Annotated in this window: 26 protein-coding genes; 17 read left to right on the plus strand and 9 right to left on the minus strand. The window is 37.4% G+C overall.

What is annotated here, in order from left to right; genetic code table 11:
* Nucleotides 1–415 precede the first annotated feature (415 nt).
* Both RVS70_RS15020 and RVS70_RS15025 read right to left on the minus strand, forming a co-directional pair.
* Nucleotides 416–1,096 carry an ABC transporter ATP-binding protein gene (locus RVS70_RS15020; protein WP_121604058.1) on the minus strand — a complete coding sequence of 227 codons (681 nt, stop codon included), beginning with the start codon at nucleotides 1,094–1,096 and terminating at the stop codon, nucleotides 416–418.
* Between the two features lie 3 nt (nucleotides 1,097–1,099).
* On the minus strand, nucleotides 1,100–2,167 hold the full coding sequence (locus RVS70_RS15025) for an ABC transporter permease (protein WP_321133863.1): 1,068 nt from the start codon (nucleotides 2,165–2,167) through the stop codon (nucleotides 1,100–1,102).
* A gap of 201 nt (nucleotides 2,168–2,368) precedes the next feature.
* Between RVS70_RS15025 and RVS70_RS15030 the strand changes: the two genes are divergently transcribed.
* The 6 genes from RVS70_RS15030 (at nucleotide 2,369) to RVS70_RS15055 (ending at nucleotide 7,115) form a co-directional block, all read left to right on the plus strand.
* A complete protein-coding gene (locus RVS70_RS15030) occupies nucleotides 2,369–2,794 on the plus strand; it encodes a DUF1801 domain-containing protein (RefSeq protein WP_034678681.1) in 426 nt (141 codons plus the stop codon).
* 183 nt (nucleotides 2,795–2,977) lie between these two features.
* Nucleotides 2,978–3,496, plus strand: a complete 519-nt coding sequence (locus RVS70_RS15035) for a sigma-70 family RNA polymerase sigma factor (RefSeq protein WP_034678682.1) — start codon at nucleotides 2,978–2,980, stop codon at nucleotides 3,494–3,496.
* The gene (locus tag RVS70_RS15040) at nucleotides 3,489–4,307 is read left to right on the plus strand and encodes an LCP family protein (RefSeq protein ID WP_026680423.1); all 819 of its coding nucleotides are present in this window, start codon (nucleotides 3,489–3,491) and stop codon (nucleotides 4,305–4,307) included. Before RVS70_RS15035 ends, RVS70_RS15040 begins: the two co-directional genes overlap by 8 nt.
* Nucleotides 4,308–4,645: 338 nt before the next feature.
* Nucleotides 4,646–5,623: a ring-cleaving dioxygenase gene (locus tag RVS70_RS15045; RefSeq protein WP_166529928.1), complete on the plus strand. Its 978-nt coding sequence runs from the start codon at nucleotides 4,646–4,648 to the stop codon at nucleotides 5,621–5,623.
* A gap of 543 nt (nucleotides 5,624–6,166) precedes the next feature.
* A complete protein-coding gene (locus tag RVS70_RS15050; protein ID WP_121604743.1) occupies nucleotides 6,167–6,382 on the plus strand; it encodes a hypothetical protein in 216 nt (71 codons plus the stop codon).
* A gap of 238 nt (nucleotides 6,383–6,620) precedes the next feature.
* Nucleotides 6,621–7,115, plus strand: coding sequence for a GNAT family N-acetyltransferase (locus tag RVS70_RS15055; RefSeq protein ID WP_121604055.1), 495 nt, complete (start codon nucleotides 6,621–6,623; stop codon nucleotides 7,113–7,115).
* Between the two features lie 141 nt (nucleotides 7,116–7,256).
* Here RVS70_RS15055 and RVS70_RS15060 read toward each other — a convergent pair whose 3' ends face one another.
* Together RVS70_RS15060 and RVS70_RS15065 are read right to left on the minus strand one after the other, a co-directional pair.
* Entirely contained in the window at nucleotides 7,257–7,520 is a 264-nt protein-coding gene (locus tag RVS70_RS15060; protein WP_034678684.1) for a hypothetical protein, read from the minus strand.
* A 28-nt stretch (nucleotides 7,521–7,548) separates the two neighbouring features.
* The gene (locus tag RVS70_RS15065; RefSeq protein ID WP_026680426.1) at nucleotides 7,549–7,908 is read right to left on the minus strand and encodes a VOC family protein; all 360 of its coding nucleotides are present in this window, start codon (nucleotides 7,906–7,908) and stop codon (nucleotides 7,549–7,551) included.
* 314 nt (nucleotides 7,909–8,222) lie between these two features.
* Here RVS70_RS15065 and RVS70_RS15070 point away from each other — a divergent pair, with 314 nt between their 5' ends.
* From RVS70_RS15070 to RVS70_RS15100, 7 genes are all read left to right on the plus strand, one after another.
* On the plus strand, nucleotides 8,223–8,981 hold the full coding sequence (locus tag RVS70_RS15070; RefSeq protein ID WP_246484552.1) for a helix-turn-helix transcriptional regulator: 759 nt from the start codon (nucleotides 8,223–8,225) through the stop codon (nucleotides 8,979–8,981).
* A gap of 345 nt (nucleotides 8,982–9,326) precedes the next feature.
* Nucleotides 9,327–10,106 carry a MurR/RpiR family transcriptional regulator gene (locus RVS70_RS15075; protein ID WP_026680428.1) on the plus strand — a complete coding sequence of 260 codons (780 nt, stop codon included), beginning with the start codon at nucleotides 9,327–9,329 and terminating at the stop codon, nucleotides 10,104–10,106.
* A 641-nt stretch (nucleotides 10,107–10,747) separates the two neighbouring features.
* A complete protein-coding gene (gene pfkB / locus RVS70_RS15080; RefSeq protein ID WP_205389197.1) occupies nucleotides 10,748–11,671 on the plus strand; it encodes a 1-phosphofructokinase in 924 nt (307 codons plus the stop codon).
* Nucleotides 11,672–11,673: 2 nt separating this feature from the next.
* Nucleotides 11,674–13,110 carry a PTS fructose transporter subunit IIC gene (locus tag RVS70_RS15085; protein ID WP_026680430.1) on the plus strand — a complete coding sequence of 479 codons (1,437 nt, stop codon included), beginning with the start codon at nucleotides 11,674–11,676 and terminating at the stop codon, nucleotides 13,108–13,110.
* Between the two features lie 5 nt (nucleotides 13,111–13,115).
* The gene (locus tag RVS70_RS15090; RefSeq protein WP_205389193.1) at nucleotides 13,116–13,580 is read left to right on the plus strand and encodes a PTS sugar transporter subunit IIA; all 465 of its coding nucleotides are present in this window, start codon (nucleotides 13,116–13,118) and stop codon (nucleotides 13,578–13,580) included.
* 1 nt (nucleotide 13,581) lies between these two features.
* Nucleotides 13,582–14,457, plus strand: a complete 876-nt coding sequence (locus RVS70_RS15095) for a class II fructose-bisphosphate aldolase (protein WP_026680432.1) — start codon at nucleotides 13,582–13,584, stop codon at nucleotides 14,455–14,457.
* 74 nt (nucleotides 14,458–14,531) lie between these two features.
* Nucleotides 14,532–15,383 (plus strand): Cof-type HAD-IIB family hydrolase, encoded by an 852-nt coding sequence (locus RVS70_RS15100; RefSeq protein WP_026680433.1) that lies wholly within the window; start codon nucleotides 14,532–14,534, stop codon nucleotides 15,381–15,383.
* Nucleotides 15,384–15,657: 274 nt separating this feature from the next.
* On the opposite strand, the gene RVS70_RS15105 is transcribed toward RVS70_RS15100, so the two are convergent.
* Nucleotides 15,658–17,130 carry a potassium/proton antiporter gene (locus RVS70_RS15105; RefSeq protein WP_026680434.1) on the minus strand — a complete coding sequence of 491 codons (1,473 nt, stop codon included), beginning with the start codon at nucleotides 17,128–17,130 and terminating at the stop codon, nucleotides 15,658–15,660.
* Between the two features lie 273 nt (nucleotides 17,131–17,403).
* Here RVS70_RS15105 and RVS70_RS15110 point away from each other — a divergent pair, with 273 nt between their 5' ends.
* Together RVS70_RS15110 and RVS70_RS15115 are read left to right on the plus strand one after the other, a co-directional pair.
* Entirely contained in the window at nucleotides 17,404–17,541 is a 138-nt protein-coding gene (locus RVS70_RS15110) for a hypothetical protein (protein WP_162986316.1), read from the plus strand.
* Nucleotides 17,542–17,824: 283 nt separating this feature from the next.
* The gene (locus RVS70_RS15115; RefSeq protein WP_226983569.1) at nucleotides 17,825–19,543 is read left to right on the plus strand and encodes a methyl-accepting chemotaxis protein; all 1,719 of its coding nucleotides are present in this window, start codon (nucleotides 17,825–17,827) and stop codon (nucleotides 19,541–19,543) included.
* A 229-nt stretch (nucleotides 19,544–19,772) separates the two neighbouring features.
* On the opposite strand, the gene pstB is transcribed toward RVS70_RS15115, so the two are convergent.
* The 4 genes from pstB to RVS70_RS15135 form a co-directional block, all read right to left on the minus strand.
* A complete protein-coding gene (gene pstB / locus RVS70_RS15120; protein WP_226983633.1) occupies nucleotides 19,773–20,576 on the minus strand; it encodes a phosphate ABC transporter ATP-binding protein PstB in 804 nt (267 codons plus the stop codon).
* A 39-nt stretch (nucleotides 20,577–20,615) separates the two neighbouring features.
* On the minus strand, nucleotides 20,616–21,500 hold the full coding sequence (gene pstA, locus RVS70_RS15125; RefSeq protein WP_026680437.1) for a phosphate ABC transporter permease PstA: 885 nt from the start codon (nucleotides 21,498–21,500) through the stop codon (nucleotides 20,616–20,618).
* A gap of 2 nt (nucleotides 21,501–21,502) precedes the next feature.
* On the minus strand, nucleotides 21,503–22,459 hold the full coding sequence (pstC, locus tag RVS70_RS15130) for a phosphate ABC transporter permease subunit PstC (protein WP_121604050.1): 957 nt from the start codon (nucleotides 22,457–22,459) through the stop codon (nucleotides 21,503–21,505).
* A gap of 170 nt (nucleotides 22,460–22,629) precedes the next feature.
* Complete coding sequence (locus tag RVS70_RS15135; RefSeq protein WP_026680439.1) at nucleotides 22,630–23,625, minus strand: PstS family phosphate ABC transporter substrate-binding protein; 996 nt, start codon at nucleotides 23,623–23,625, stop codon at nucleotides 22,630–22,632.
* Between the two features lie 335 nt (nucleotides 23,626–23,960).
* Here RVS70_RS15135 and RVS70_RS15140 point away from each other — a divergent pair, with 335 nt between their 5' ends.
* Nucleotides 23,961–24,599, plus strand: coding sequence for an endonuclease III domain-containing protein (locus RVS70_RS15140; protein ID WP_026680440.1), 639 nt, complete (start codon nucleotides 23,961–23,963; stop codon nucleotides 24,597–24,599).
* Nucleotides 24,600–24,774: 175 nt separating this feature from the next.
* Nucleotides 24,775–25,419 carry an SDR family oxidoreductase gene (locus tag RVS70_RS15145; protein WP_166529933.1) on the plus strand — a complete coding sequence of 215 codons (645 nt, stop codon included), beginning with the start codon at nucleotides 24,775–24,777 and terminating at the stop codon, nucleotides 25,417–25,419.
* The last annotated feature ends 221 nt before the right edge of the window (nucleotides 25,420–25,640 follow it).

Raw genomic sequence — 25,640 nt, forward strand, 5'->3', positions numbered from 1 at the left:
TGCTAGCGTTGTAGAGCCTGATAATAGCGAAGGCCGGCCACTTCAACTCCTGTGGGAAATGTTTGACCTGAAGATCCACTTTTTTGAGCGGGTTTTGCTAAAAAAGTTAGCTGAAGGACAAACCCCATGGAAAGGGAAGTGGGCAGCCGGAGTGGTGGTTAAGCAGTAGCTATTATTCCATAATAGCTACTAGAGGAAGCGTAAATCTGAGCATTTAGTGATAAGGACTGAGCGAATTTTGTTCCGTTTTTCTTAGGGGTTTGTTTAAGAGCTTATCAAACAAATTAGAACAATAAAAGCCGAATAAATTCGATCGTTTGCTAGGGTGGTTACTTGGTTACTCCCAACGTTTCGAATTTTTCCGGCTTTTCCTTTGTCCTAGCTGCATTTGATCAATCGTAAAATAATCTATATCTTAATGGCTCGGTTGTTTTAAGCTTAACCTACCATCTGTAATGTTATAAACTTTATCACAGTAATCAATTAAGCGTGTATCATGCGTTACTACAATCGTTGTTTTGTCGTTTTTCGTGGTCGCTTCCTTTAACATCTCCATTACTTCAAAGGCGCGATCTGAATCAAGGGAAGCAGTCGGTTCGTCTGCAAGAATAATACTTGGATCTGTATACAATGCTTTTGCAATCGCAACACGCTGTCTTTCTCCTCCCGATAAATCAGAAGGAAAGCTGTTTAAGAGATCTTCGATTCCTAAGGATTGATAGAGCTCTTTCAGCTTCTCTGCAGATAAGTTATGCTTTTTCACTTTATCTAACAGTTGCATTTGCTGACTTACTGTTAAGAATGGCACTAGATTTGAAGCTTGTAAAACAAAGCCAATTTCACGTAAGCGGATGGCTGAACGTTTTTTCTCCTTTAGGCTGGTAATATCCATTTCATTAATAATAACCTTTCCGTTTGTAGGTGTTTGTAAGCCGCCAGCAATAGTTAAAAAGGTGCTTTTACCTGAACCGGATGGGCCAATTACCGCGATTAACTCTCCTTTTTCTGCTTGGAAATTTGTAGGTTTTAATGCTTCTATTTCTGTGTGACCTGAGCCAAAAAATTTATTTACCTGGTTCATCTCAAGAATAGCCATGTCTTACCCTCCAATCGCCTTTAGCGGGTCTATTTTAACAATCGTTTGTATTGAAAATAAAGCACCTAACACGGATACAAATATAAGTACAATGCCATATACCAGCAGGTCAAGAAAATTAAATGCTACTGGAACAGCTGCAGGTAAGAAGAAGCCTGTAATCATTGTGAGAATAAAGCCGATAATTACTCCAGCAATAGCTAATAAGAATGTTTGAGCTATAACAGAGCGTGCTAAATAACTGCTTGAAATCCCTTGGGCTTTCATCACACCAAAGATACTGACCTTTTGAATCGTTAATACGTATAAGAAAATAGCCAGTACGACTGCTGAAATTATAAACAAGAAATAAATCATAAATGTTAACGTTAAGTTTTGTTCCGAATAGCCAGGTAGATTTTCGATAAATGTTGTCGTATCTACCACTTGTAATTCATCCGGTACTTCTATATCAGACAGATTATCGGTACGTAGTATGAAGGCATTTATTCGATCTTCATAGTTTTCTGCGGCTTTGCCATAACGAACCTTTTGTAATGTATACAAATCGGTATAAAGAACTGGTGCTGCATTAAATTTTGCATTATTTGTAAAGCCGACGATCGTTAAATCTTCTTCCGTAGAAGAAAGACTTAGTTTGTCACCAAGCTTAAATCCTTCATCTTTTAAAGATTCATTGGCAATAACTTCTCCTTCCTTAGCAAAGGCATCGCCTTCAATGACATTTGGCATAATAAACTCTTCTTTATCAATGCCAAAAATAGAAACATTAGATTTATGATCATCCGAAGTAGCAATGGAATTAATCTGTGCAAGGCTAGCGTATTCATCCACACCTTCACCATTATAATCATCTAAGGTCAAACTAGACTGAGGTAAATTAATATCGGATTCCTCTGTTAATATCACGCCTTGGCCATCCCATTTATCTACCGCTTCTTTATTCATATTTTCTAATCCATTTGCTAATCCTGATAAAAAGAAGACAAGATAGGATACAAGCATTAATACACCAACAATTAAAGTGAAACGTAATTTGTTATTCTTGATCTCATTCCATGCTAAAAACATCGTTTCTCCTCCTGAATAAGACGGTTTAATGAATCATTCTTAGATAATCCTCTATTCTATAATAGTATAGGAATGTAGGATTTAAGCAAAGCGGATACACTTGAATAGCTATAAAAGGATTTTATTTGAGCTGCATAGAATATGTATATTAGATTATGGTTACTTCGATGTCGAATTCTTTAAAAAGGAGTGCATGTGAAGATGTATGAACTAAAGACGAAAGAAAATGATGGTAGTGTTATCGAATTTATTGAACAAGTAGCGAGTCCAAGAAAAAAGGAAGATGCCTACAGGCTATTAGATATTTTTACAGAAGTAACAGGTTATCCTGCAAAAATGTGGGGAACAAGTATTGTTGGTTTTGGGTCCTACCATTATAAATATAAGAGTGGACATGAAGGTGATGCAATGCTTGCTGGCTTTTCACCAAGAAAGGCTAAATTTAGTCTATATTTCGCTACCGGAGACGAAGAGCGAGAGATATTATTGCAGAAACTTGGAAAACATACGAGTGGGAAAGCATGTGTCTATATTAACAAGCTATCAGATATTGATATTGACGTATTGAAGCAATTAATTCATCAATCTGTTGTTTTTTTAAAGGAAAGATATACTTTAAATGGATAAGCGTTAAAAAACAAAACGAGCATTTCGAAAGCCGACTATTCATTTTTTCTTAATCGCAATCTGAAACAACTATACTGAAAGCATTCTACGGGGGATGCTTTTTTCTTCGTTTAGCTGAAACTATTTCTTCGATAGGATCGTCAAACGAACAAGCAAACAACAGCAATGGATGAGGGGGGAATTATGGAACGAGAAAAAGAAAGGGTATTAGAGGAAGTCATGATTATGTATGGAGATGAATTGGTCCGACTTGCATTTCATTATGTGAAAAATGTAGAGACAGCAAAGGATATTGTCCAATCCACGTTTATTAAATGTTATCAGCATTTGGATTCCTTTCGCTATGAGTCTTCACTAAAAACATGGCTGTATCGGATAACGATCAATGGCTGCAAGGATTATTTGAAAAGCTGGCATCATCGAAAGGTGCAGGCAGTTCAACTTATTCAGGATGTCGCAGGCGCTATCTTTTCATCCGTAGAAGATAATGTTATTCAGAAAGAAGCAAAGGAGGAACTGCAGCAGGTAGTTTATACGTTACCAACTATCTATCGTGAAGTTATTTACTTGTACTATTATCAATCTTTTCAAATTGAAGAAATTGCTGACATGATGGAATTGAACACAAGTACAGTAAAAACAAGGTTGAAAAGAGCTAGACAACGATTGAAAACTAAATTGGAGGTGAACTATCATGGGTAAAAAAGAGAGAGAATACATTTCGTTTATCGAGAATGAATCGTTAACATTCACAGAAGCAGATCGTCAACAGACATTACAGCAGATTCATACAGCAAAGAAAAAACGGAAACGAACGTCTACGTCTTATATCGGTCCTACGATTGCCACTATGCTGATCGTGATCTTAGCAATTGGAGTAATAATGCCTTCACTTTATACGAAGGACAATCAAGCAGTATCTACTGACGTAAAAAACACATTTTCTGTGTTAATATTGGCGGAAGAATCTCATCGATCTGTATTTCAGCTGGTACTTACATATAATTCTGCAATGGAAAGTATAAAACTAGTTCCAATACCTCGAGATGCCTATGCAACCATTATTGATGCACATAATGACAATATGCGGAAGGATAAAATTGCGAATGCAATGGCTTATAATCAAGAGATCGAACCCGTGATAGCAACCTTCGAAAATTATCTCGATGTTCCGATCGATTACTATGCTGTCATTTCAACAGAATTTCTAAAGGATTGGGTTGAAACGGATAAGCACAGGAGTACTACCAAAATGGTTTGGGATAAAATTAACTATAAGGAAAATAGTAGTAAATTGGTAGAACAATTGACAGAACAAATTGAATCAACAAATTTATCATCTGCGAAGTTAGACAAGATAAGAGATGGTATTCATTCCTTTTCCATTGAGACAAAGGATATAACGATTAAAAAGAAAAAAATAACAGTGGATGGGATTTATTATGAAAAAATAGATGAGGGTGTATTGAATCAGATTTCAAATGAATTAAACGAGCATTTAAATGAAAAATAATAAACGATTATTTAGCTCATCCTAGGTAGTGTGCTATTTTTATTCAGCATATAACTGGCAGTAATACCCCGACTTCAAGCAATAGAGAGAGAAACCAAAATCGGTAAGAGAGGGATCGACTGCCAGTAAATGTCCGATTGGTTCAAAGGCTTTTAGGTCATACCCTTGTGGTACTAATCATCCGTTGGGTATAAACAACCCTCCCACGGATGGTAGTTTCACTATATGAATGAAGTTTAGTTAATGGACAAGTAGAAGGAAACGTGGTATATTTATATTTAATTAAAGATATCTTAATTAAAAGTATTAAACCAGTTAGTAAATGAGGAGGTAATGACATGCAAGGATTAAAGGGAATACATCATGTTACAGCGATTACGAGCAGTGCAGAAAAAAATTACGAGTTTTTCACATATGTTCTTGGCATGCGTTTAGTGAAGAAAACAGTTAATCAGGATGATATTCAGACATACCATCTATTTTTCGCTGATGATAACGGGAATCCAGGTACAGATATGACCTTCTTTGATTTTCCCGGCATTCCAAAAGGGTCACATGGAACGAATGAGATCTACAAAACATCCTTCCGAGTTCCATCAGACGCAGCATTAGATTATTGGGTGCAACGCTTTGAGCGTTTAGAAGTTAAGCATACAGGTATTAAGGAGCAATTTGGCAAAAAGTCTCTATCCTTTGTGGATTTCGATGATCAACAATATCAATTAATCTCTGATGAAGCTAATGAAGGTGTTGATTCCGGTATTCCTTGGAAAAAAGGACCGATTCCATTAGAATATGCAATCACAGGTTTAGGACCAATCTTTGTTCGTATTGCTAACTTCGATTACTTTAAAGAAATGATGGAGAACGTGCTACAGTTTAAAGAGATTGATCAAGAAGGATCATTTCACCTGTTTGAAGTTGGGCAAGGTGGTAATGGTGCACAGGTTGTAGTGGAATATAATCCAGTGCTACCTAATGCACGGCAGGGTTTTGGTACAGTGCATCATGCCGCATTCCGTGTAGAAGACCGAAACGTTTTAGAGGATTGGATTAACCGTATGGAGAATTTTGGGTTTCAAACATCAGGGTATGTCAACCGCCATTTCTTTGAATCCTTATATGTCCGGGTAGCTCCACAAATTCTATTTGAATTTGCAACAGATGGACCAGGGTTTATGGGTGATGAGCCTTATGAAACTTTAGGAGAAAGCTTATCACTTCCACCGTTTCTTGAACCAAATCGAGCAGAGATAGAGGAAATGGTTCGTCCAATTGATACGATAAGAAGTACGATTACGTTTACAAAAGAATAAACAAGAGGAGAGTGTTTTCTTACTCGCACAACAGGAGGAATACACTCTTTTCACTGTCTAGGAAATTACAAAATTAGCCCATGTGGTTAAATAGGGTGCGTGTTTGAGCCACATCCAGCTCCAGCGCCTAGAAACTAGGCGACTTCATGAATCGCCTGACGATAAGTCAGCATCGGCTCGCAAGCTCACCGTGATCCCTTAATCTCCGTTTTCTCGCTCCAGTCGCTACGCTTCTAATCAGGCGTTTGCGCTTTTGTTCTAAGTTAAGAAAGTATAAAATCAGTGCAATGACTGCGTTAAGCCAAGTAGTTATTTTGAAATGTTTGATGTCTATTGGCAATGCTCCGACTAATTACTTCGCTTTCCGTGGGCACGGCCTCAACTAACTTTGCAAAGAAGAACACGTTGCAAAGTGGATTTTCGGCTCGCGCTAATCCCGCAGGAGTCTACGTAATTAGTCTCCGCTATGAGAAGGTGCAACAATTCTTGTCATAAGTAATAGGTTGACTTTTTTTACAATGGGTAAAGTGAAAATCGTTATCCGTGAGTATAAAAGCAGCTGTGTTACTTCATGCTAGCGTTGTAGAGCCTGATAATAGCGAAGGCCGGCTACTTCAACTCCTGTGGGAAATGTTTGACCTGAAGATCCACTTTTTTGAGCGGGTTTTGCTAAAAAAGTTAGCTGAAGGACAAACCCCACGGAAAGGGAAGTGGGCAGCCGGAGTGGTGGTCAAGCAAGCAGTAGCTATTATTCCATAATAGCTACTAGAGAAAGCGTAAATCTGAGCATTTAGTGATAAGGACTGAGCGAATTTTGCTCAGTTTTTTTTACTGTTTCATTTAGTCCCTAGCTTTACTCCTACAAGCATGTGATTCAATTGATTTACCATTTTACTTGCCTCAGGTAGGGATTCTCTTAAGTAGTATCGAATTAATTCAACAGTGTCTTTTATCAATATAGTTAAAGGCTTTTAACTAAGGAAAGAGAGATGTGTTTATGGAAAAGTATACGATTCATTCTGGATCAGCTGCTGATATCGATTTCTTATGGGAGATGCTTTATCAAGCAATATATGTTCCTGAAGGTGTGGATCGACCATCAAGAGCAATAATAAAAGATCCAGCCTTAGAGAAATATGTTCGCAATTGGGGAAGAGATGGAGATATTGCTCTGATTGCCCTGGATGAGACAGGAAACCATGTAGGCGCAATATGGACGCGCTTATTTAATGAGAAAAATCAAACCTATGGTTATATTGCTGATGATACTCCTGTGCTTAGTATGGCAGTTTTACCTGATTATAGAGGGAAAGGAATTGGCACGCTACTTCTTAATGAATTGCTGAGAAGGCTCACAATAGCTGGGTATCCTGCAGTATCATTAAGCGTTGATCCCAATAATACTGCTGTACAGCTGTACAAGCGCTTTGGTTTTATAAAAGTAGGGCTTAATGGAACGTCATGGGATATGAAAGCAGAATTACATCGTTAAGTAAAGGTTGCATGTGACATAACATACAACCTCACGCTATTTCTTTCTTATCCGCATATAACTGGTCATACCCCCCACTTCAAGCAATTGAAACTAATATTGGTTAAGTGGGGGAAAACAAAACCCCAATAGATTGAAGTTTCACTTTATAAAGAAGCTAATGACAATTCCCATGTTAACACCAATTAGAAAAGAAATGGAAAAAAGCCCTATTCCCATTCCTGTCCAGGGACCAATCGCAAATATACTAATGATGAATAATGCAAAACTGGCGAAGTTCAATAGTGTTGTAATTATATAAAGTCCTACACGATTCATGTATCTTGCTAAAAGAATGATAATGGAAGCAGTAATTAATCCTGTTAGAATAAATGGTAACCAGCCCTCTAAAAGAATTCTGAACATATGCAGTCCTCCGGAATTCGTTATTGGATCAGCCATTGCATACCATAATAATATTTTCATCAGGATCTTTTACGGCTGTAAACGCTGTTATGGGTGATGTGATTTGATAGTTCGGTTTTTCTACAAATCGAAATGCCGCTTGAATATCATCTGTATGAAAGTTGTATAATGGGTGTGGAGACGGAGTAACTTTTTGAACTTTTCCTCTAGGCCCGGCATCTAATATCAACCCCGTATGATGATTGATATCAAGCTTATAAACAGGTTGGTTTAGATGTTCTGCTTGATACTTCTGCCCTAATAAATCACAATACCATTTTACCGATCTGTGCAATTCACTAACGCTGACAAATATTGTATTAACCTGATTTTTAATGGGACTATTCACTTCACCACACTCCTTTTACATAATAGCTTAATCTTCAAAACGTACATTTCTATCCCACACATAGCTACAGTAGTAAGCCCCCATCAGGCATTTAAGTCATACCTTTGTGATACTAACCATCAGTGGGGATAACAAAACTCCCACTGATTGAAGTTTTACTTGTAATAATTTTTTCTATTCTGATTTTATAAGAAAATAATTCAATTGTCGATGAAATAATGGAAATGCTTAAAGGAATTCTTTGATTTAAATCGAATACTATTAATAGGTATTTAGGTCAGGAGGAACGTAACGTGCCAAGTTATTCTTCAGAAATGGATGAAGTGCTATTTTATATAAAAAGGCATATTGATGAAGACCTATCGCTTGCTCGATTAGCACGCTATGCAGCTTACAGTCCTTATCATTTTTCCCGTATCTTCAAAGCATATGTTGGTTTGCCCCCTCATTATTACGTTGCTTCTATTCGTTTACAGAAGGCAAAGGATTTATTGTTAAAGACAAACTTAAGTATCCGTGACATCGGTATGGAGATCGGCCAGCAAAGTCTTGGTACCTTTACAACAAGGTTTTCAAACCGGGTAGGTATGTCACCATCTGCGTTTCGTCATTCACCACAGGTAGCGAACAAGCATTTGACATCCTTGAATCAACTGGCGACATGGAAACAAACAAGCATTGTTAAAAAAGCACATAACTATGTTACAGGAACAATTGATGCAGAAGTTCCGTTCAGTGGAGTTATTTTAATAGGATTGTTTCCGAAGCCAATTCCAGAGGGAATGCCGAAATATGGTACACTACTGTCGACATTAGGTGAATTTTCATTTTCTAATGTGAAGCCAGGTCGTTACTATTTAATGGCAACTGCGGTAACTTGGGATTCGCAGGCAACAGATATTTTGCTCCCACACACTACACTAAGAGCTAAAATCCATCATCCAATTGTAGTGCAGCCTCGTTCATCTGTACCACACCTGTATGTAACACTTCGTGCACCACGTTTAAATGATCCGCCTATATTAGTTTCCTTGCCCGTGCTAATGAATAATTTCCTGCGTCAGCAAGGTTAAAGTTCAAGATTGGAAGCTGGACTTTATTCTTCTAATACAAATTATGGAAATCGATAAGTTGCTGATAAGACTAGAGTAAGAGAATGGTGATGAGGTTGGAACATAACTAAATTGGTTTTTTCTGTATCGCCTTGTTAGCTGTTAAAGTAGCAGTTGGTAGGCTCGATGTGGTATTCTTTCATTATACGAATAGGGTACATTTTCTATAGGATACTAATTCGAACGGAACGATATAATAGTAATATTTCTATAAGCATAGACAACAATAGAAATACACCCAAAGCTGGTATACCGTTACATAACAGGATTTCCTTACTCCTATAACTAAGGAAGGAGGTTTTCATGATGGATAAACCTTTATTTGATATTCCGCATCAAACCTATTCTATGCTCAGTCAAGCGGAGCGCTATTTATTGGAATTTATACACCAACATCTTGACGAGATAGCTACCATGTCAATTGTTACGTTAAGTGAAAGAGCAAATGTGTCTACAGCTACGATTGTCAGACTGATGAAGAAAATAGGCTATAACGGCTATACATCTTTTAAATATCGTTTAAAACAGGACAAGAAAATGGAGGACACCCATGATTGGCTTGGAAATATTGACGACGATATTAAACAGGTAATTAAGAAAAATGAGGAAGAGGTTACGAAAACCATCCAGCTACAAAGCATTGGTCAAATTGAAGATGCCGTCCAAAAAATATTTAATGCAGAACGAGTCTATATTTTTAGCCGTGGCTTTTCAGAAATGATTGCAAAAGAAATGATGGTAAAATTACAGGCTTTAGATAAAATATGTGAAACACATGAAGACCCTAATATCATTCGTGTGAAGTCTCGTAAAGTAGGAAAAAATGATATAGCTATTTTTGTATCGTTAAATGGTGAAACACCTGAGCTTGTGGAGGCATGCCAAAACTTAAATATGAGACAAGTAACAACGATTACACTAACTACCAAGGTTGACTCGTCACTTAGTAGATTATCTGATATGACTCTATTAGGGTATAAAACAGATCATTCCCTTTTTCCAGAATATGAAGTTCGTTCAAGACTTTCACTTAATGTAATAGCTAGAATACTTCTTGATTCTTACGTAATCCGTACAAAAAAATAAATGCAGTTCTGTGATAATCCGATATTGATTATTCTTCTAAGGAGCATTCCGTTAATTATTGGGAAACATCCTTTTTTCTGAATATCGTCTGAGGCTAGGATAAAAAAACAATTTCTTTACTCAAAATACGAATAATCATGTAATCCCACATATAACTGGTAGTAAGACCCCGACTTCAAGCAATAAAGACAAACCAAAATTGGTAAGTGTGGGAATGACTGCATTAAATGTCCGATTGGTTCAAGGACTTTTAGGGCATACCCTTGTGGTACTAACAATTAGTGTGGGATAGACAAAACGCCCATATTTATACACAGGCTCAAATTTTATATTTTCCTAAATCGCTAAAAGGCGAATGATAATTATTATCAAATAATTATCGTTCGTCTTTTATTGCTTCTTCATTCCTTTTTTAGCTTTTTTCCCCGCATATAACTGCCAGTAAGACCCCTGCTGCTAAGTAGTTTCACTTAATATTTTCACAACGCCATAGTGGCAAGCAGCTTCATTAACGCTACTAAAATTTACTAGGTTTGTCATACCTTCGCATCCTTTCACTGCAAAGGTTTACATAAGCTGAAAACATTTACATAAATGAATATGAGATACTTTACTTAACAACAAAGAAAGAGGGTGAAGCTGTGATTTATACCTGTACAATGAACACAGCTATTGATTTATACGTAGCCATAGACAACTTGAAACCAAATAGAGTAAATCGTACGTTTGATGAAGATTATCAAGCAAATGGAAAAGGCGTCAATGTTTCTATTATGCTTCAAAAAATGGGAATAGAAAATACAGCATTAGGATTTATCGGTGGATTTACAGGTAAATTTATTGAAGAAGAATTAACTAAGCAAGGGATTAACAGTGATTTCATCAATGTGGATGGAATAACACGAATTAATGTGTTTGTAAATGCCGATGAGGAATATAAAATTGTCAATCAAGGTCCAGAAGTTGGGCAAAAAGATGTTGATAACTTACTACAAAAAATAAAGGCTATTCCAAAGGGAAGTATATTAATCGTTTCAGGAAGCTTACCTAGGGGAGTAGAGGAGAGTATTCTTGTAGATATAGCCAAAATCTGTGCTGAAAATGACGTTAACCTTGTAATTGATTCAAGCTCATCTATTGTATTAGAAACTCTTCCGTATCGTCCTTATTTATTGAAGCCAAATGAAGAAGAGCTTGCTCATTTAGTTGGAAAAGATATGCCGTTATCAGAGCAAGAAATAATCGTTTATGGTAAGGAGCTCTTATATAAGGGAGCTAAAAACGTCATTATATCTAGAGGAGGAAATGGAGCAATTTTCTTAAATGACAATCATTTAGTAAACGTTAGTTCACCAGTTGGAGAAGTAGTAAATACGGCATGCTCTGGAGACTCTTTGCTCGCCGCGTTTATTGCAAAAACAATGGAAAACGCTCCATTAGATGTAACGTTAAAATATGCAGTTGCTACTGGAGCATCTACAGCTTTTTCTAAAGGTCTTAGTGACTTATCAAATATAGCAGAACTTATGAAGCAAGTTTCCATCACTAATAATAGGGGGGATTAAGTATGGTTAAAAAGAAAATTGTTGCAGCTACAGGTTGTCCAACAGGTATTGCACATACATTTATGGCTGCAGAAGCGCTTAAAAAAGCTGCAGAAAAAATGGGTGTGGAGATTAAAGTGGAAACACATGGTCAGGTTGGTGTTGAAAATGCCTTATCTCCTGAGGAAATAAAGGAAGCAGATGGTGTTATTATTGCTGCAGATAAGGATGTACAGGCGTATCGATTTCATGGAAAGCCCTTAGTCGATGTACCAGTTTCGAAAGGCATTCGTTCTCCAGAAGAACTTATTAATCAAATAGTTAATCAAGAAGCTTCTACTTATTATGACTCAGATTATCAAGAGTCAGGTAATGAGGCAGATAAAATGGAAGTCGATGAGAGGGATCAGGCTACCAAGCAAAATAGACGATGGGTTCATTCAATATATAAGCACTTAATGAATGGCGTATCACACATGCTCCCATTTGTTGTAGGGGGTGGAGTGCTCATTGCAGTTTCCTTCCTGTTCGGTATCTATTCGGCTGACCCGGACCATGAGCAGTACAATGAATTTGCAGCATTGTTAAATCAAGTTGGTGGATTAGGTTTTAGTTTAATGGTGCCGATATTGGCAGCTTTTATTGCCGAATCCATTTCTAAAAGGCCGGGGATGGTTGTTGGCTTCATTGGTGGGCTATTGGCAGATGAAGGTGGAGCAGGATTTTTAGGCGGAATATTAGCAGGTTTTATTGCAGGTTATATCATTATTCTCCTGCAAAAACTGTTAAAAAAGATGCCGCACTCATTGAATGGATTGAAGTCCATTTTCTTGTATCCAGTTTTGGGAATCTTTCTAATTGGTATCGTTATGACGCCAATTATCCAACCATTAACAAGTTTAAACGAAGGATTAATGGACTTCCTAGCATCCGTACAATCAACAAATCCATTACTATTAGGATTAATTGTCGGTGCAATGTGTGGATTCGATATGGGCGGACCGTTTAATAAGGCGGCATATGTTACTGGGACACTATTATTATCCGAAGGAAATCTGTATTTTATGGCAGGGGTATCAGCAGCATGTATTGCACCACCGTTAATTATTGCTTTTGCTACAGTTATTTTTCCCAAATATTTTACAAAAGAGGAACGAAACGCTGGAGCTGTCAACTTTATATTAGGATCGACGCACATTACAGAGGGGGCTATCCCCTTTGCAGCTAAGAGCCCTTTAATTGTTCTGCCGATTATTATGTTCGGCTCCTCCATAGCAGCGATCATGACTTACATGTTCGGCGTTCAAGTGCCAGCGCCGCATGGTGGGTTTTTAGTCCTTCCAGTTGTTACAGGAGCTTTCCAATGGGTTTTATCTATTTTAGTAGGTTCACTAATTGGTGCTTTCCTATATGGTCTATATCGAAAAAAAGCAGCACACAATAAGCCAATTGAGGAGTGATCAGTATGAAACATTTAATTAATAAAGATTTTATTCTGCTTCAGGCGACAGCTTCTTCGCAGCAAGGTGTATTTCAAGCGATTGCTGACATTGCAAAAAAACATGGGATCGCCAGTTCAGCAGAAGCGATTATCGAAGGTTTAAAACAAAGAGAATTACAAAGTACAACTGGGTTCCAGGATGGTTTTGCAATCCCCCACACGCAGACGGAAGCGGTAGTGAAACCAGCGATTATTATTGTTCGCACAGAAACTGGTATTGAATGGGAATCTTTTGACGGTCAACCAGCATTCTTCTTTTTATCCCTGTTAATACCTAAATCAGAAGCTGGTTCAACCCATCTACAGGCATTATCTGCCTTATCACGCGCGTTGATGGATGAAGAAGTTAGACAATCGATGCTTGATGCAACAACAAACGAGCAGCTAGCAAATATTGTAGCAACTGCTATTTCAGGAGGAGAGATATAAAATGGGAATTATATCAACTACACCATTGTTAAACCAAGCTAAAAAGGGAAAATACGGAATTGTAGCGTTCAATGTCCATTCATTTGATAGTATTTACTGGGTACTAGAAGCGGCTGCAGAAATGAGATCACCAGTTATATTGCAAACAACTGTTGGTACGGTAAAATCACTCGGTGCAGAAAACATTGTGAAAGTTGTTAAGGCAGCCTCCGAATATTATCATGTTCCTACTGGCTTACACTTAGATCATTGTACTGATTATGAAGTGATTAAGCAGGCAATTCGAGCTGGTTATTCCTCAGTAATGATTGATGCCTCTATGCATCCATTTGCGGAAAATGTCCGCAGAACACAGGAGGTAATGGATTTAGCAGATTCACTTGGTGTAAATGTAGAGGCAGAGCTAGGGAAAGTAGGTGGAGTAGAGGATAATATTGTTGTATCAGAAGAAGATGCACAAAAAGCAGTTCCAACAGAATGTAAGGAATTTGTTCAAATGACAGGTGTACCTACACTAGCTCCGGCGATTGGAACTGCGCATGGTATTTATAAAGGTGAACCAAATATTGATTTTTCAAGGATTGAACAGATTGGTGAATTGGTAGATACTCCATTAGTATTGCATGGGGGATCTGCTGTACCAGAGGAAGATGTTCGGAAGTGTGTTTCACTAGGAATGGCTAAAGTAAATGTATCTACAGAATTAAAAAATGCATATTCCGAAGCAATAAGACAGCATTTTATAGAGGAACCAGAAAGTTTGGATCCACGAGCCTACTTACAAAAAGCAAAAGAAGCTGCAAAAGCTATGGTTGCTTCCAAAATACGGATGGTAGGAAGTGAAGGAAAAGTAGTTCCTTCTATTATTGAAGCATAAATTGACAAGATAGGGGATGTCTATTAAGGCAGTCCCCTATCATTTAGCTTCAATGATGAAAGGGGGAAAATAGGATGCAGTTGATTGCTATAGATTTGGATGGGACGCTTCTCTCCGAAAATGGAACGATTTCTGATGAGAATGTGCAGGCCATTCATGAGGTCCAAAGGAAAGATGACATTGTCGTGATTTCGTCTGGACGTTCGGTTCATGATACAAAAGAGATTCTTAGGCGTGCTGCTATAGATTGTCCAATTATTGCAGGTAATGGTGCAAAAGCATATGATAATGATAAACTTCTGTATCACTTATTCCTAACAAGTGATGTTATAGGTGACCTCATCGAGATACTTAAACAGCAATTAGTCTATTTTGAAATATACACGAAAGGTGGGATTTTAGTAGAAAGCCAAATTAGTGGGATCCTTGAACGAGAAAAAAGAGGAATACAGGATTTAGACGTAGCAATCGATTGGGTAGATCATATCATTGATATGCAAAACAGGCAGCACGGCTTACTACATGTTTCTAATTATAATGAAATCGATTATACGGATTTAGAGGTATATAAATTATTTGTTCTTTCTTTCGAAAAGCCAAAAAGGAATATACTCCAAAGTATTCTGAAAAATAGAAATGATATATCCATAACATCCTCAGGTAAACAAAAGATAGAAATAGCTCATCCTAATGCGAATAAGGGCTATGGCTTAAAGCAGATGGCAGATTATTTTAATATTCCCTTAAAGCATACAGTGGCAATAGGAGATAATTATAATGACGTACCTATGTTTTCTATTGCTGGAATGTGTATCGCGATGGAAAATGCTGAGGATGAAGTGAAACAACATGCCACCTACATTACGAAGCATCATGAAAACAATGGAGTCGGCTATGCCTTAAGGAAGTATATCTTAGAGGAATAGAAAATGCGAAAGGGGCAGGGGTAACACTTAATGCTCACTTCTAACGACTAAAATACGAGGCAAGAAAGTTTAAAAGAAAGTATCTATGTACCACTAAAAGGCGTTTATTAAAAACATGGAAATGATATAGAACAAAAAAGCTGAACGAATCTGAATATTCATTAAACCATTTCGAATATCGTTCAGCTTTTTGCTTCTTTCGTTTACTTTGGCATAGCTCATTTTTATTCCACATTTAACTGGCAGTAATATCCCTGCTGATTGAAGTTTTACTTTATGCTTCCGTTTTGACAGGCTTTTTCTTTTCTTTTTGACCCAATAATACCTTCTTTGATTTTTCTCTATTTTTCTTATTACTCAATACGTATAAGATGTCATTCTCTAAAATAACGGAATTACCAGTAGGAGTAATAACCTGTTTATCACGGATAATACCGATAATTAATGTCTCGTCAGGAAGTTCTATATCTATTAATGATGTATTAACTGCCGGAGATTGAGAGAATATCCTGACTTCCATGATCTCCGCTTCTGTATTTCCTAGATTAATGAGTTCCATTGAAGGTTTAGTAGGATCATTTTTATAGCCGGTTAATTTTAATTTTGTAGCTAGCCATGATAATGTGCTTCCTTGAACCAAAGCTGAAATTAATACAACGAAAAATACCGCATTAAAAATTAAGTCACTGTTATCTACTTCAGCAATGATCGGATAAGTGGCTAAAACGATAGGAACAGCTCCTTTTAGCCCAGCCCATGAAATAAACAATTTTTCTTTAACATTATATTTCATGAATACCATGGAAATAAATACGGCAATCGGTCTCGCGATAAACATTAAAATGATGGAGAGAATAATACCTTGCCAAAAGACTTCCGTAAGTTGACTTGGAAAAACAAGTAGTCCGAGGAGGATAAACATGACAATTTGCATCATCCATGCAAATCCTTCGTTGAATCGTAAGATAGAGAAACGATACATTAAATCACTATTACCAACAAATACAGCCATTACATAAACAGCTAATAAGCCACTTCCGCCTAAAAAGTCCGCTAGAAAGTATGTAGCTGTAGCCATACCAATAGCTAATGTTGGATATAGGCCGGCAGTATCAAGCTTAATATTATTGATAAGCATCACGGTTAGCTTACCGAGTAATAGTCCGATTAATAAGCCAAGTCCCATTTGTATAAAGAAGCTACCAATCGTACTCCAAATGGATGTTTCGGGTATTTGAATGAGCTCAATAAAGGAAACAGTAAGGAATACCGCCATGGGATCGTTGGAACCGGATTCTGCTTCAAGTGTAGATGTCAATTTCGTATTGATATTTTTATTACCAAGAACGGAAAAAACAGCAGCTGCATCTGTAGAACCAACAATGGCCCCGAATAACATTCCTTCAAGTAAAGATAGATCAAGAATATACATAGCAGCAAAGCCTGTTAATATGGTGGTTAATAAGACTCCTAATGTAGCTAACGAGCCTGCTGCTCCAAGGACAGGCCGAACCTGTTCCCATTTTGTTTGTGTCCCACCCTCAAATAAAATAATGATTAAAGCCATAATTCCGATTAGTTGGGTAAGCTCTACATTTTCAAAGAAAACAAATTTGTTAAGGCCCATACCAATTAAGAGGAACAACACGAGGGCTGGTAAGCCCAATCGAGTGGAGAATTTGGTTGCTAATACTCCGACAATGAGCATCGCAGAAAAGAGAAAGATGAGCATTTCTAAAGATAACATGTTGAACAGTCCTTCCAAAGAACATTCTACTACTATTATTATAACGATAAATGGACGTTTTGAGAAAAATGACGACTCATCCTTTTCGGAAGATCGCCGAAAAAAGGAATAATTTAGTTACTCTTACAAAGACTATAAATGGCTTGTTTAGAAGAGTATCTCGGCAGCATAAGGATTATTACCTGTTGTAATAAGATCCTAAAGCAATACCATTCATGTATATCTCTTTTAAACGCCTTTACTAAAGCTTACGTAGAAAGGAGTTATTTTATAATGGCTGATAAGAACAATCAATTTAAGGAAAATAGTAATCATGGAGAACATCGCAACGGTCGTAAAAGTCCATTTAAGAATAGTAATTCCCACGGCGGTAACGAACCAAACGAGTATGTGGATAAGAAAAAGAGATAGATGGATGTTGGTGAGGGTGGGACATAACGAAAATGGTTCATTCTAAAGACGAACAATAAACTACGCTATTTCTGGAGTAGCCTCGTTACACGAATATATTTTTTCGATGTTCGTTTTTTCTTCGATCAAAATCCTTTTGTCCCCACCTCTTTTTTAAATTAGGAATCGTCGTGTGTTATTTTTCATGGTTCAAATTAACCATTTTTAACGATTGCTTTACAAAAAATTAATACTTACTTGATATACTTGTTGATAATGAAGCAATGATGCAGGGGGAGTTTGCTTGAAGCAGGTTATTCAAAAATGGTTCCATAATACTACGCATGTTAGCAAACGGATATTGGAAAAATTAAGCTTACGAAGTCGATTACTCATGCTGTTTATTACGTTACTATTATTTTCTATGATAGCAGTAGGAGTTATTTCATACTTAAAAGCAAAAGAAACGACGATGACTTCGATTGAAAATCGTCTAATACGAGAGACGGAATTAATGGGTTATATCGCGGATAATTTGAAGTTTTTATATGTCAGTGATGATGCCTATTTTAAGCAACAGTTAGAAGCGAATGTGCGGTCACAGAAATTGAAATTAGCCGATGATGGAATGACCTCTCATTATTTTTACATAGAAGGCGGACAAGCAGTCCCCTTTAAAGTTAGTAAGGGAGAATTGCCTGTTATCTCCGAACAATTAGTAAATGATATCGTAGAAAAAAATAAGGGTTTGTTTCATCGAACAATAAATGACGAGGAATATACTATAACCTTTCAAGAGATGGAAGAAATCCAAGGGATATATGTTTTGCTTGTTCCTACTGCTTCATACATGGGGCCAGTTCATGAAATGGCTTATTTTACCTTTTTTATTATTGTTGTAAGCAGTATCATTACTATCCTTTTCATCATTTTATTTGTTCGTAGTGTAATAAAGCCTTTAATGGTATTGAGAAAGACAATGGAAGCTGTAAGAAAAGGCAATCTGCAGCAGGCTCCAGCTATACAAACAACATTACCAGAGTTTATATCCCTCCATAAAAGTTATGAAACAATGATTACTCATATGCGTACCATGCTTCATGAAATACAAGATACAACGGTAGACCTTAAGAAAGCTGGTGGAGAGCTACAAGTTTCTTCAGAATTGACGTTACATTCTGGAGAACAATTAAAGGAAGCGATTCATGTGGTAAAGCAAGGTGCTGAACAGACCGCATCGAGCTCAGAGCAAAGTGTCAAGACCTTTAAGGTGATGAAGGATGATTTGGAACGAACGATTTTGACGATGAAGGGTATTTTTATTAGCTCCGATACGATGAATCAGTCTGCGCAAACGGGTGAAGTGCAAATGGAGAAGCTAATTCAAACCATTAGCACTTTCGAAAGCGATTTTGCTCACCTTACGGAAAAAATAAATAGCGTAAAAGCAAATTCACATTCCATAGCTAATCTTGTTAATATGATACAAGCAATTGCAGAACAGACAAAGCTGTTGTCGTTAAATGCGGCAATTGAAGCAGCAAGAGCAGGTGAAACTGGCAAAGGATTTGCAGTTGTAGCTAATGAAGTGCGCAAGCTAGCGGAGCAATCTTCACAAGCCGCTATTGAAATCACTAATTCTATTTCTAGCATGGAGTTAAACACAGCAGATGCCTCTGAAGCATTTGAGCAGATGTTAACGAAAACAAACAAGACATTAATGATGTCTAACGTTTCTAAGGATGCTTTTGATGCATTGCTAAAGGAAATTACGAATGTAAGTCATCAACTTAGAGGAATACAAATAGAATTACAGCGAATTGGAGATATACTCCCTAATATAGAACAAACGGCCATTCAATATTCTTCCGTATCGAGGGAAAATTTAGAGAGTGCAGAACAGATGCTGATAAGTAGTGATGAACAAGTCATTCAACTGAAAAACAATTATCAAATTGGACGCAAGCTTACAGACATATCGGATTCGCTCTCGCATCATTCGCAGCGCTTCCATGTAGAATGATGAAGTAACATGAGCTTATAAGGCTATAAAAAAGATTGAGAGATAATTGATAAAAGACGAACAATAATTAATTTAGGTTAATTATTGTTCGTCTTTTGATAGTTTAGAAAGTTACTCTTGCGGTACTCATAGTAACAGTCAGTAGGGGATAAACAAACCCCCCAACCGATTGAGCTTTCACTTTATAAATATGAAGGGGGAGGTTATATAATTGGTTTACGCAAATCGTCTAACCAAATCTTCCAGAGATATAATCTTCCGTGCGGTTATCTGCTGGATTCGTAAATATCGTATTGGTATCATCGAATTCAACGACTTCACCGTTAAGGAAAAAGGCAGTACGATCAGATATTCTTGCGGCCTGCTGCATATTGTGTGTAACAATGATGATTGAATAATCCTTTTTCAATTCTTGGATTAATTCTTCCACTCTCAATGTTGATTTTGGATCTAATGCAGATGTTGGTTCATCCATTAAAATGACATCTGGTTCAATCGCTAAACAGCGCGCAATGCAGATCCGCTGTTGCTGTCCTCCGGAAAGCCCGTAGGCATTTTCTTTTAAACGATCCTTTACTTCATCCCAGATAGAAGCACCTCGTAAGCTCTTTTCCACAATTTCATCGAGTACTTTTTTATTGCGAATACCATGAATTTTAGGACCGTATGCGATATTATCATAGATTGATTTTGGAAATGGGTTCGGTTTTTGAAAAACCATTCCTACTCTTGTTCTCAAATCTTCCACTTTAAAAGATTTATCCAATATACTTTTTTCATTATAGGTAATTGTTCCCGAGGTACGAACGCTAGGAACAAGCTCAACCATACGATTTAATGTTTTTAGATACGTTGACTTACCACATCCAGAAGGGCCAATGATGGCAGTGACTTCTTTTTCGTAGATGGATAGGTTAATATCTTTTAAAGCATGCGTTTCTCCATACCATAGATTTAAATCGTTCGTGTCATAAACAATGTTTTTCTGGGGCATTTGTACAGTATTTTCTGAGAATGCAAGTGGTTCTTTCATTTTTGGTTTTGTTAAGGTGCTCATTCTGTTCACTCCTTATCAATATCGTTTTTGAAACTTATTGCGGATAAAAATTGCCGCTGCATTTAGTAAAAATAGTAATACTAACAAAACAATGATGGTAGCCGCAGCTAAATTCGCATACTCTTCCACTAGGGATGAATCCAACGTCCAATAGTAAATCTGCATAGGGAGGACAGTGAATTTGTCCATAATACCACCTGGAAATGGGATTAATAGAGCTGGAATCCCAATAACAACAAGGGGTGCGGTCTCGCCAATAGCCCTAGAAAGCGATAAGATAGAACCTGTAAGTATACCAGGTAATGCTGCTGGTAAGATAATATTCTTTACGGTTTGCCATTTGGTTGCTCCCATCCCATAGGATGCTTCACTAAGATGCTGAGGTACGGCACGTATAGATTCTTGCGCAGCAACAATAATGATAGGAAGTACAAGTAATGACATGGTGAGTCCGCCAGCTAAAACAATGTTTCCAAAGTCGAGCGCACGGACAAATAATGTCATACCGAGAATTCCATATACAATCGAAGGTACACCAGCTAAGTTTGCTATATTTGTTTGAATAAAGGATTGAAAACGTCCTTTGCTTGCATATAATTCAAGATAGATGGCAGTACCTACTCCCAGGAACAATGTGACAGGAATAACAACGACCATGAGCCAGAAGGTTCCTAATATTGCCCCCATAATCCCTGCTCTATCCGGAGAAGTTGATAGCTTTCCTGTTAAAAAATCCATGTTAATCCAGCTAGCACCTTGTAGTAAGACGCGGATAATTAAGATTGCTAGAACGACTAAGCCAAATAACGTTGCTGCAAAGAATAATGATTTTAATAGATTGTTTTTTAGTAAACGCGTATTCATCTTTTTCTGTACTTGTTCGATGTTGACATATTTCATGATTAATATTCCTCCCTAAATTTACGAGAGACATATCTAGCAAGTAAATTCATGATAAGTGTGAAGACAAATAGTGTCATAGCAACTGCATATAGGCTATAGTAAATGGTCGATCCAGCAGGTGCATCCCCACCTGATACTTCCACAATGTAAGCAGTCATTGTTTGCATGGATTGGGTTATATCAAAGGTGAAGTTCTTCGAGCTTCCACTTGCAATGGTTACAATCATTGTTTCGCCGATTGCTCGAGATATTCCTAAAACAAAGGATGCGATAATTCCTGAAAGCGCAGCGGGAATAACGACTCGAAATGTAACCTCTAGCTTTGTTGCACCTAATGCGAGAGCTCCTTCGCGCATAGAATTGGGAACAGAAGTCATAGCATCTTCCGATAAAGAAGCTATCATGGGGATGATCATTACTCCCATCACTAATCCAGGGCTTAAAATATTAGTTGCTTCTACACTTGGAAATATTTCTCTTATTAGTGGTGTTACGAACGTAAAAGCAAAGAATCCATACACAATAGTAGGAATCCCTGCAAGGATTTCTAAAAGTGGTTTTAACGTTCTTCTGACCCTTTCAGAAGCATATTCACTTAAGAAAACGGCTGTCATAATTCCAATCGGCCCTGCGACTAACATAGCAATGAAAGATGAAATAATAGTTCCATTGATAAGGGGAAGTACCCCGAACTCCGGATTTTGACTAAGCGGTTTTAAGACAGTCCCTGTAAAGAAATCAGCTATCGGTACACGTTTAAAGAATTCTATCGTTTCTGTTAATAGTGTAAAGACAATACCAATTGTAGTAAGAATGGAAATAGCGGCTATGGAAAAGAGGAGTACTGGGATCATCTTCTCTGTTACCTTACGCATGTTTTGTCCATTTTTATTTTTGGCAATCATGTCTCTAACTTTTGTTTTTTCGTGATTGTCTATCTCGTTGTTCGATGCCATTATTGGTGCCCTCCTTCCAGAGCGTTAAGTCACAAGAAATGAGAGCATAGCAGCTCTCATCTCTCATATCATGTGGAGTTAATTAGATTAGGTGCTTACTAGCGTTACGAGCACATCTTAAGATGAGAAAGACCGAAACCATTAGTACAGAGCACTAATGGTTTGTCCTGTTATTTAAGAGCTTCTAAATCACTGATTAAGCTCTCTGCTTCTTCATCTGGGATTGGAGCAAAACCAGTTTCACCAGCAAATTTATTTATGTTGTTCATAACGAATAGCGCGTAATCAAGTACTTGGGGCTTCTCTTTAGCGTGACCAACATTCAAATATGTGAATACTGGGCGAGTGAACCCTGCATAATCTCCATCCTCAGCAATGGTGTCTAAAGAAGGTTCAACCGGTCCGTTACCAAAATCTACGTTAACTGCTTGCAGCTTATCTTTGTTACTGTCATAATAGCCGAAGCCAAAGAACCCAATAGCGTTTTTATCTTCTGAAACTAACGTAACAAGTGTTGAATAATCTTGTTGCAAATTAATATCACTTACTAGATCTTTTTCCTCTAAAATGTTTTCATAGAAAAATTCATACGTTCCATGATTTTCGTTTGGTCCATAGGTTTGAATTTTTTCATTTGGCCAATCTGAATTAATATCTGACCAGTTTGTATATTCTCCAAGGAAAATGCCTGTGATTTGGTCTTCCGTTAATTCTGTAGCCCAATCATTATCTGGATGAGTAACGATTGTTAATCCGTCTAAGGCTACTTTTAATTCTTTAATTTCCAGCCCAAGCTCATCGGCTTTTGCTTGTTCTTCTTCTTTAATCACACGAGAAGCATCGTTAAAGTCTGTTCCGTCTTCTACAAGGAATTTTTCAAATCCAGCACTAGTTCCTGCGCGACTTACTTCTACAGATACATTTGGTTGTTCATTAACCATATATTCTTCAGCTAATCTTGACATTAAAGGATAGACTGTTCCAGATCCATCAATGACAACACTACCCTCTAGCTCTTCAGATCCGCCTTCACCTTCAGCATTTGCGTTTTCAGATGAGTCATTTTCTTTCTCTGAACTATCTCCTTCTGAATCCGACCCGCATGCTGCGATAACAACGGCAAGTGCGGCGATAAGAAAGAACATAAGGTACTTCTTGAACTTCATTAAAATTGCCTCCCCTGTTTAGCGTATATATTATTATCAAGGAGGGTTGCCCCTCTCATTTGCTAGTATAGTAGGCGATTATTAAGCTAGTATGTTATCGATGTAAATGTTTTGTAAATTAATAGAAAAATGGTCCTTTTATAACTTGCAAGAGAGAAAAATACACTGTCGTAACAGGTAAATATTAGGAGGTTTTTGGCGGGTGAGAATAGGAAGCTTATCTATTTTAAGCATTCACTTTATAGGAAATGTAGTTTAATGATAAACGGCGTTCTGCTAAGATGGAGGAAATGATAGGTAAGGTTGAAAATTTAATGATGGGGGAAGTAATACACATGCGTACTTACCAAGCTATTTATGATACGTTATTTTCTCACTATGGTCCACAAGGCTGGTGGCCGGCAGATTCTGCAATGGAAATGATGCTTGGAGCCATTCTAGTACAACATACTAACTGGAATAATGTCGAAAAGGCAATGAAAAATGTAAAAGTATATCGATCTCCAGAGGAGCTATATGAATTGTCGCTTGACGAATTAGCCACACTTATTCGTCCTAGTGGGTTTTTTAACACGAAAGCAAAGCGTATAAAATCATTTCTTATGTGGTTTAGACAGTATGATTATGACGTAAGGAAGCTTCGCTATTTAAAAAGACTAGAGTTACGGGAGCAGTTGCTGCAAATTCATGGTATAGGGAAAGAGACAGCAGATGTAATCCTTTTGTATGCTTTTGGTAAACCTATATTCGTAGTTGATGCTTATGCAAGGCGACTTTTTAAAAGACTTGGTTTTAATATGCCAGATACCTATGATGCGTTTCGTTCTGATGTGGAAAGGGAGCTTCCAGAAAGCGTGGAAATATATAATGAATATCATGCACTAATTGTGATGCATGCAAAAGTACATTGTAAAGCAACCCCGATTTGTACGGATTGTCCTTTGTGGGAGTACTGTGAACGTCAAATATCCTAAATGAAGCGGATGTATTCCATATTATGGCCACATATACTAAGGAATAGTAGTGTAACTAACTGATACAGCAACTTCTAAGTAATATAACTTCTATACGAAACAGTACTTTTGCTTCGGTTAAGATTGTCTGAAATAATGGAGCCAGAACACTCACATTAGGAAGGAGTTCGATCATATGCATGTATTTTTAGTAGGAGCGAATGGCCAAATTGGGAAACATATTTTACAACAATTAACGACTAGTAAAGAACATACGGTAAAAGCGATGGTAAGAAAGCAGGAACAAGCAACAGCGCTAGAAAGTAAAGGAATCGACGTAGTTATAGCAGATCTAGAAGGCAGTGTTGATGAATTAGCAGCAGCAATGAAAGGGACAGATGCAATTATTTTTACAGCAGGATCTGGAGGAAGCACAGGCCTAGACAAGACGTTACTCATTGATTTAGATGGAGCGGTAAAAACGATGGAAGCTGCTGAGCAGGTAGGCATCGATAGATATATTATTGTTAGTGCTCATCAAGCTCATCATCGGGAAAATTGGAATGAGCAGATTAGGCCTTATTATGTAGCGAAGCATTATGCTGATCGAATGCTAAAAACTACGAGGCTGAACTATACCATTGTTCGGCCTGGCGGGTTGTTAAATGATCCAGGTACTGGTAAAGTGTCAGCAGCTGAGAATTTAACAAGAGGATTTATACCAAGGGAGGATGTAGCCTCAACTGTCATAGCAACTCTTAATGAAAAGAATACATTCTGTAAATCCTTTGATTTAGTATCCGGGGACAGCGAAATAACGAAAGCATTGACCAGTTTATAAAATATAGCGGACGAGACAAATGAAATATAGATAAAGCAATTCCGGACTATTATGCGAGTAACGAAGTGATATTCGGATGGTAGTTCGGATCTTTTTGAAATAATAATCCTTCTGATTAAAACAACAATGACTACAACCTGTTCATCCATATTACAGAAAAATTAAGGGGGGTTCTGCGGAGATAGCAGTTAGCGATTTAGATAGGTGAATTGTCCATTTTA

Source organism: Virgibacillus sp. M23, assembly GCF_034190895.1.
Classification (GTDB): Bacteria; Bacillota; Bacilli; order Bacillales; family Amphibacillaceae; genus Virgibacillus; species Virgibacillus salarius.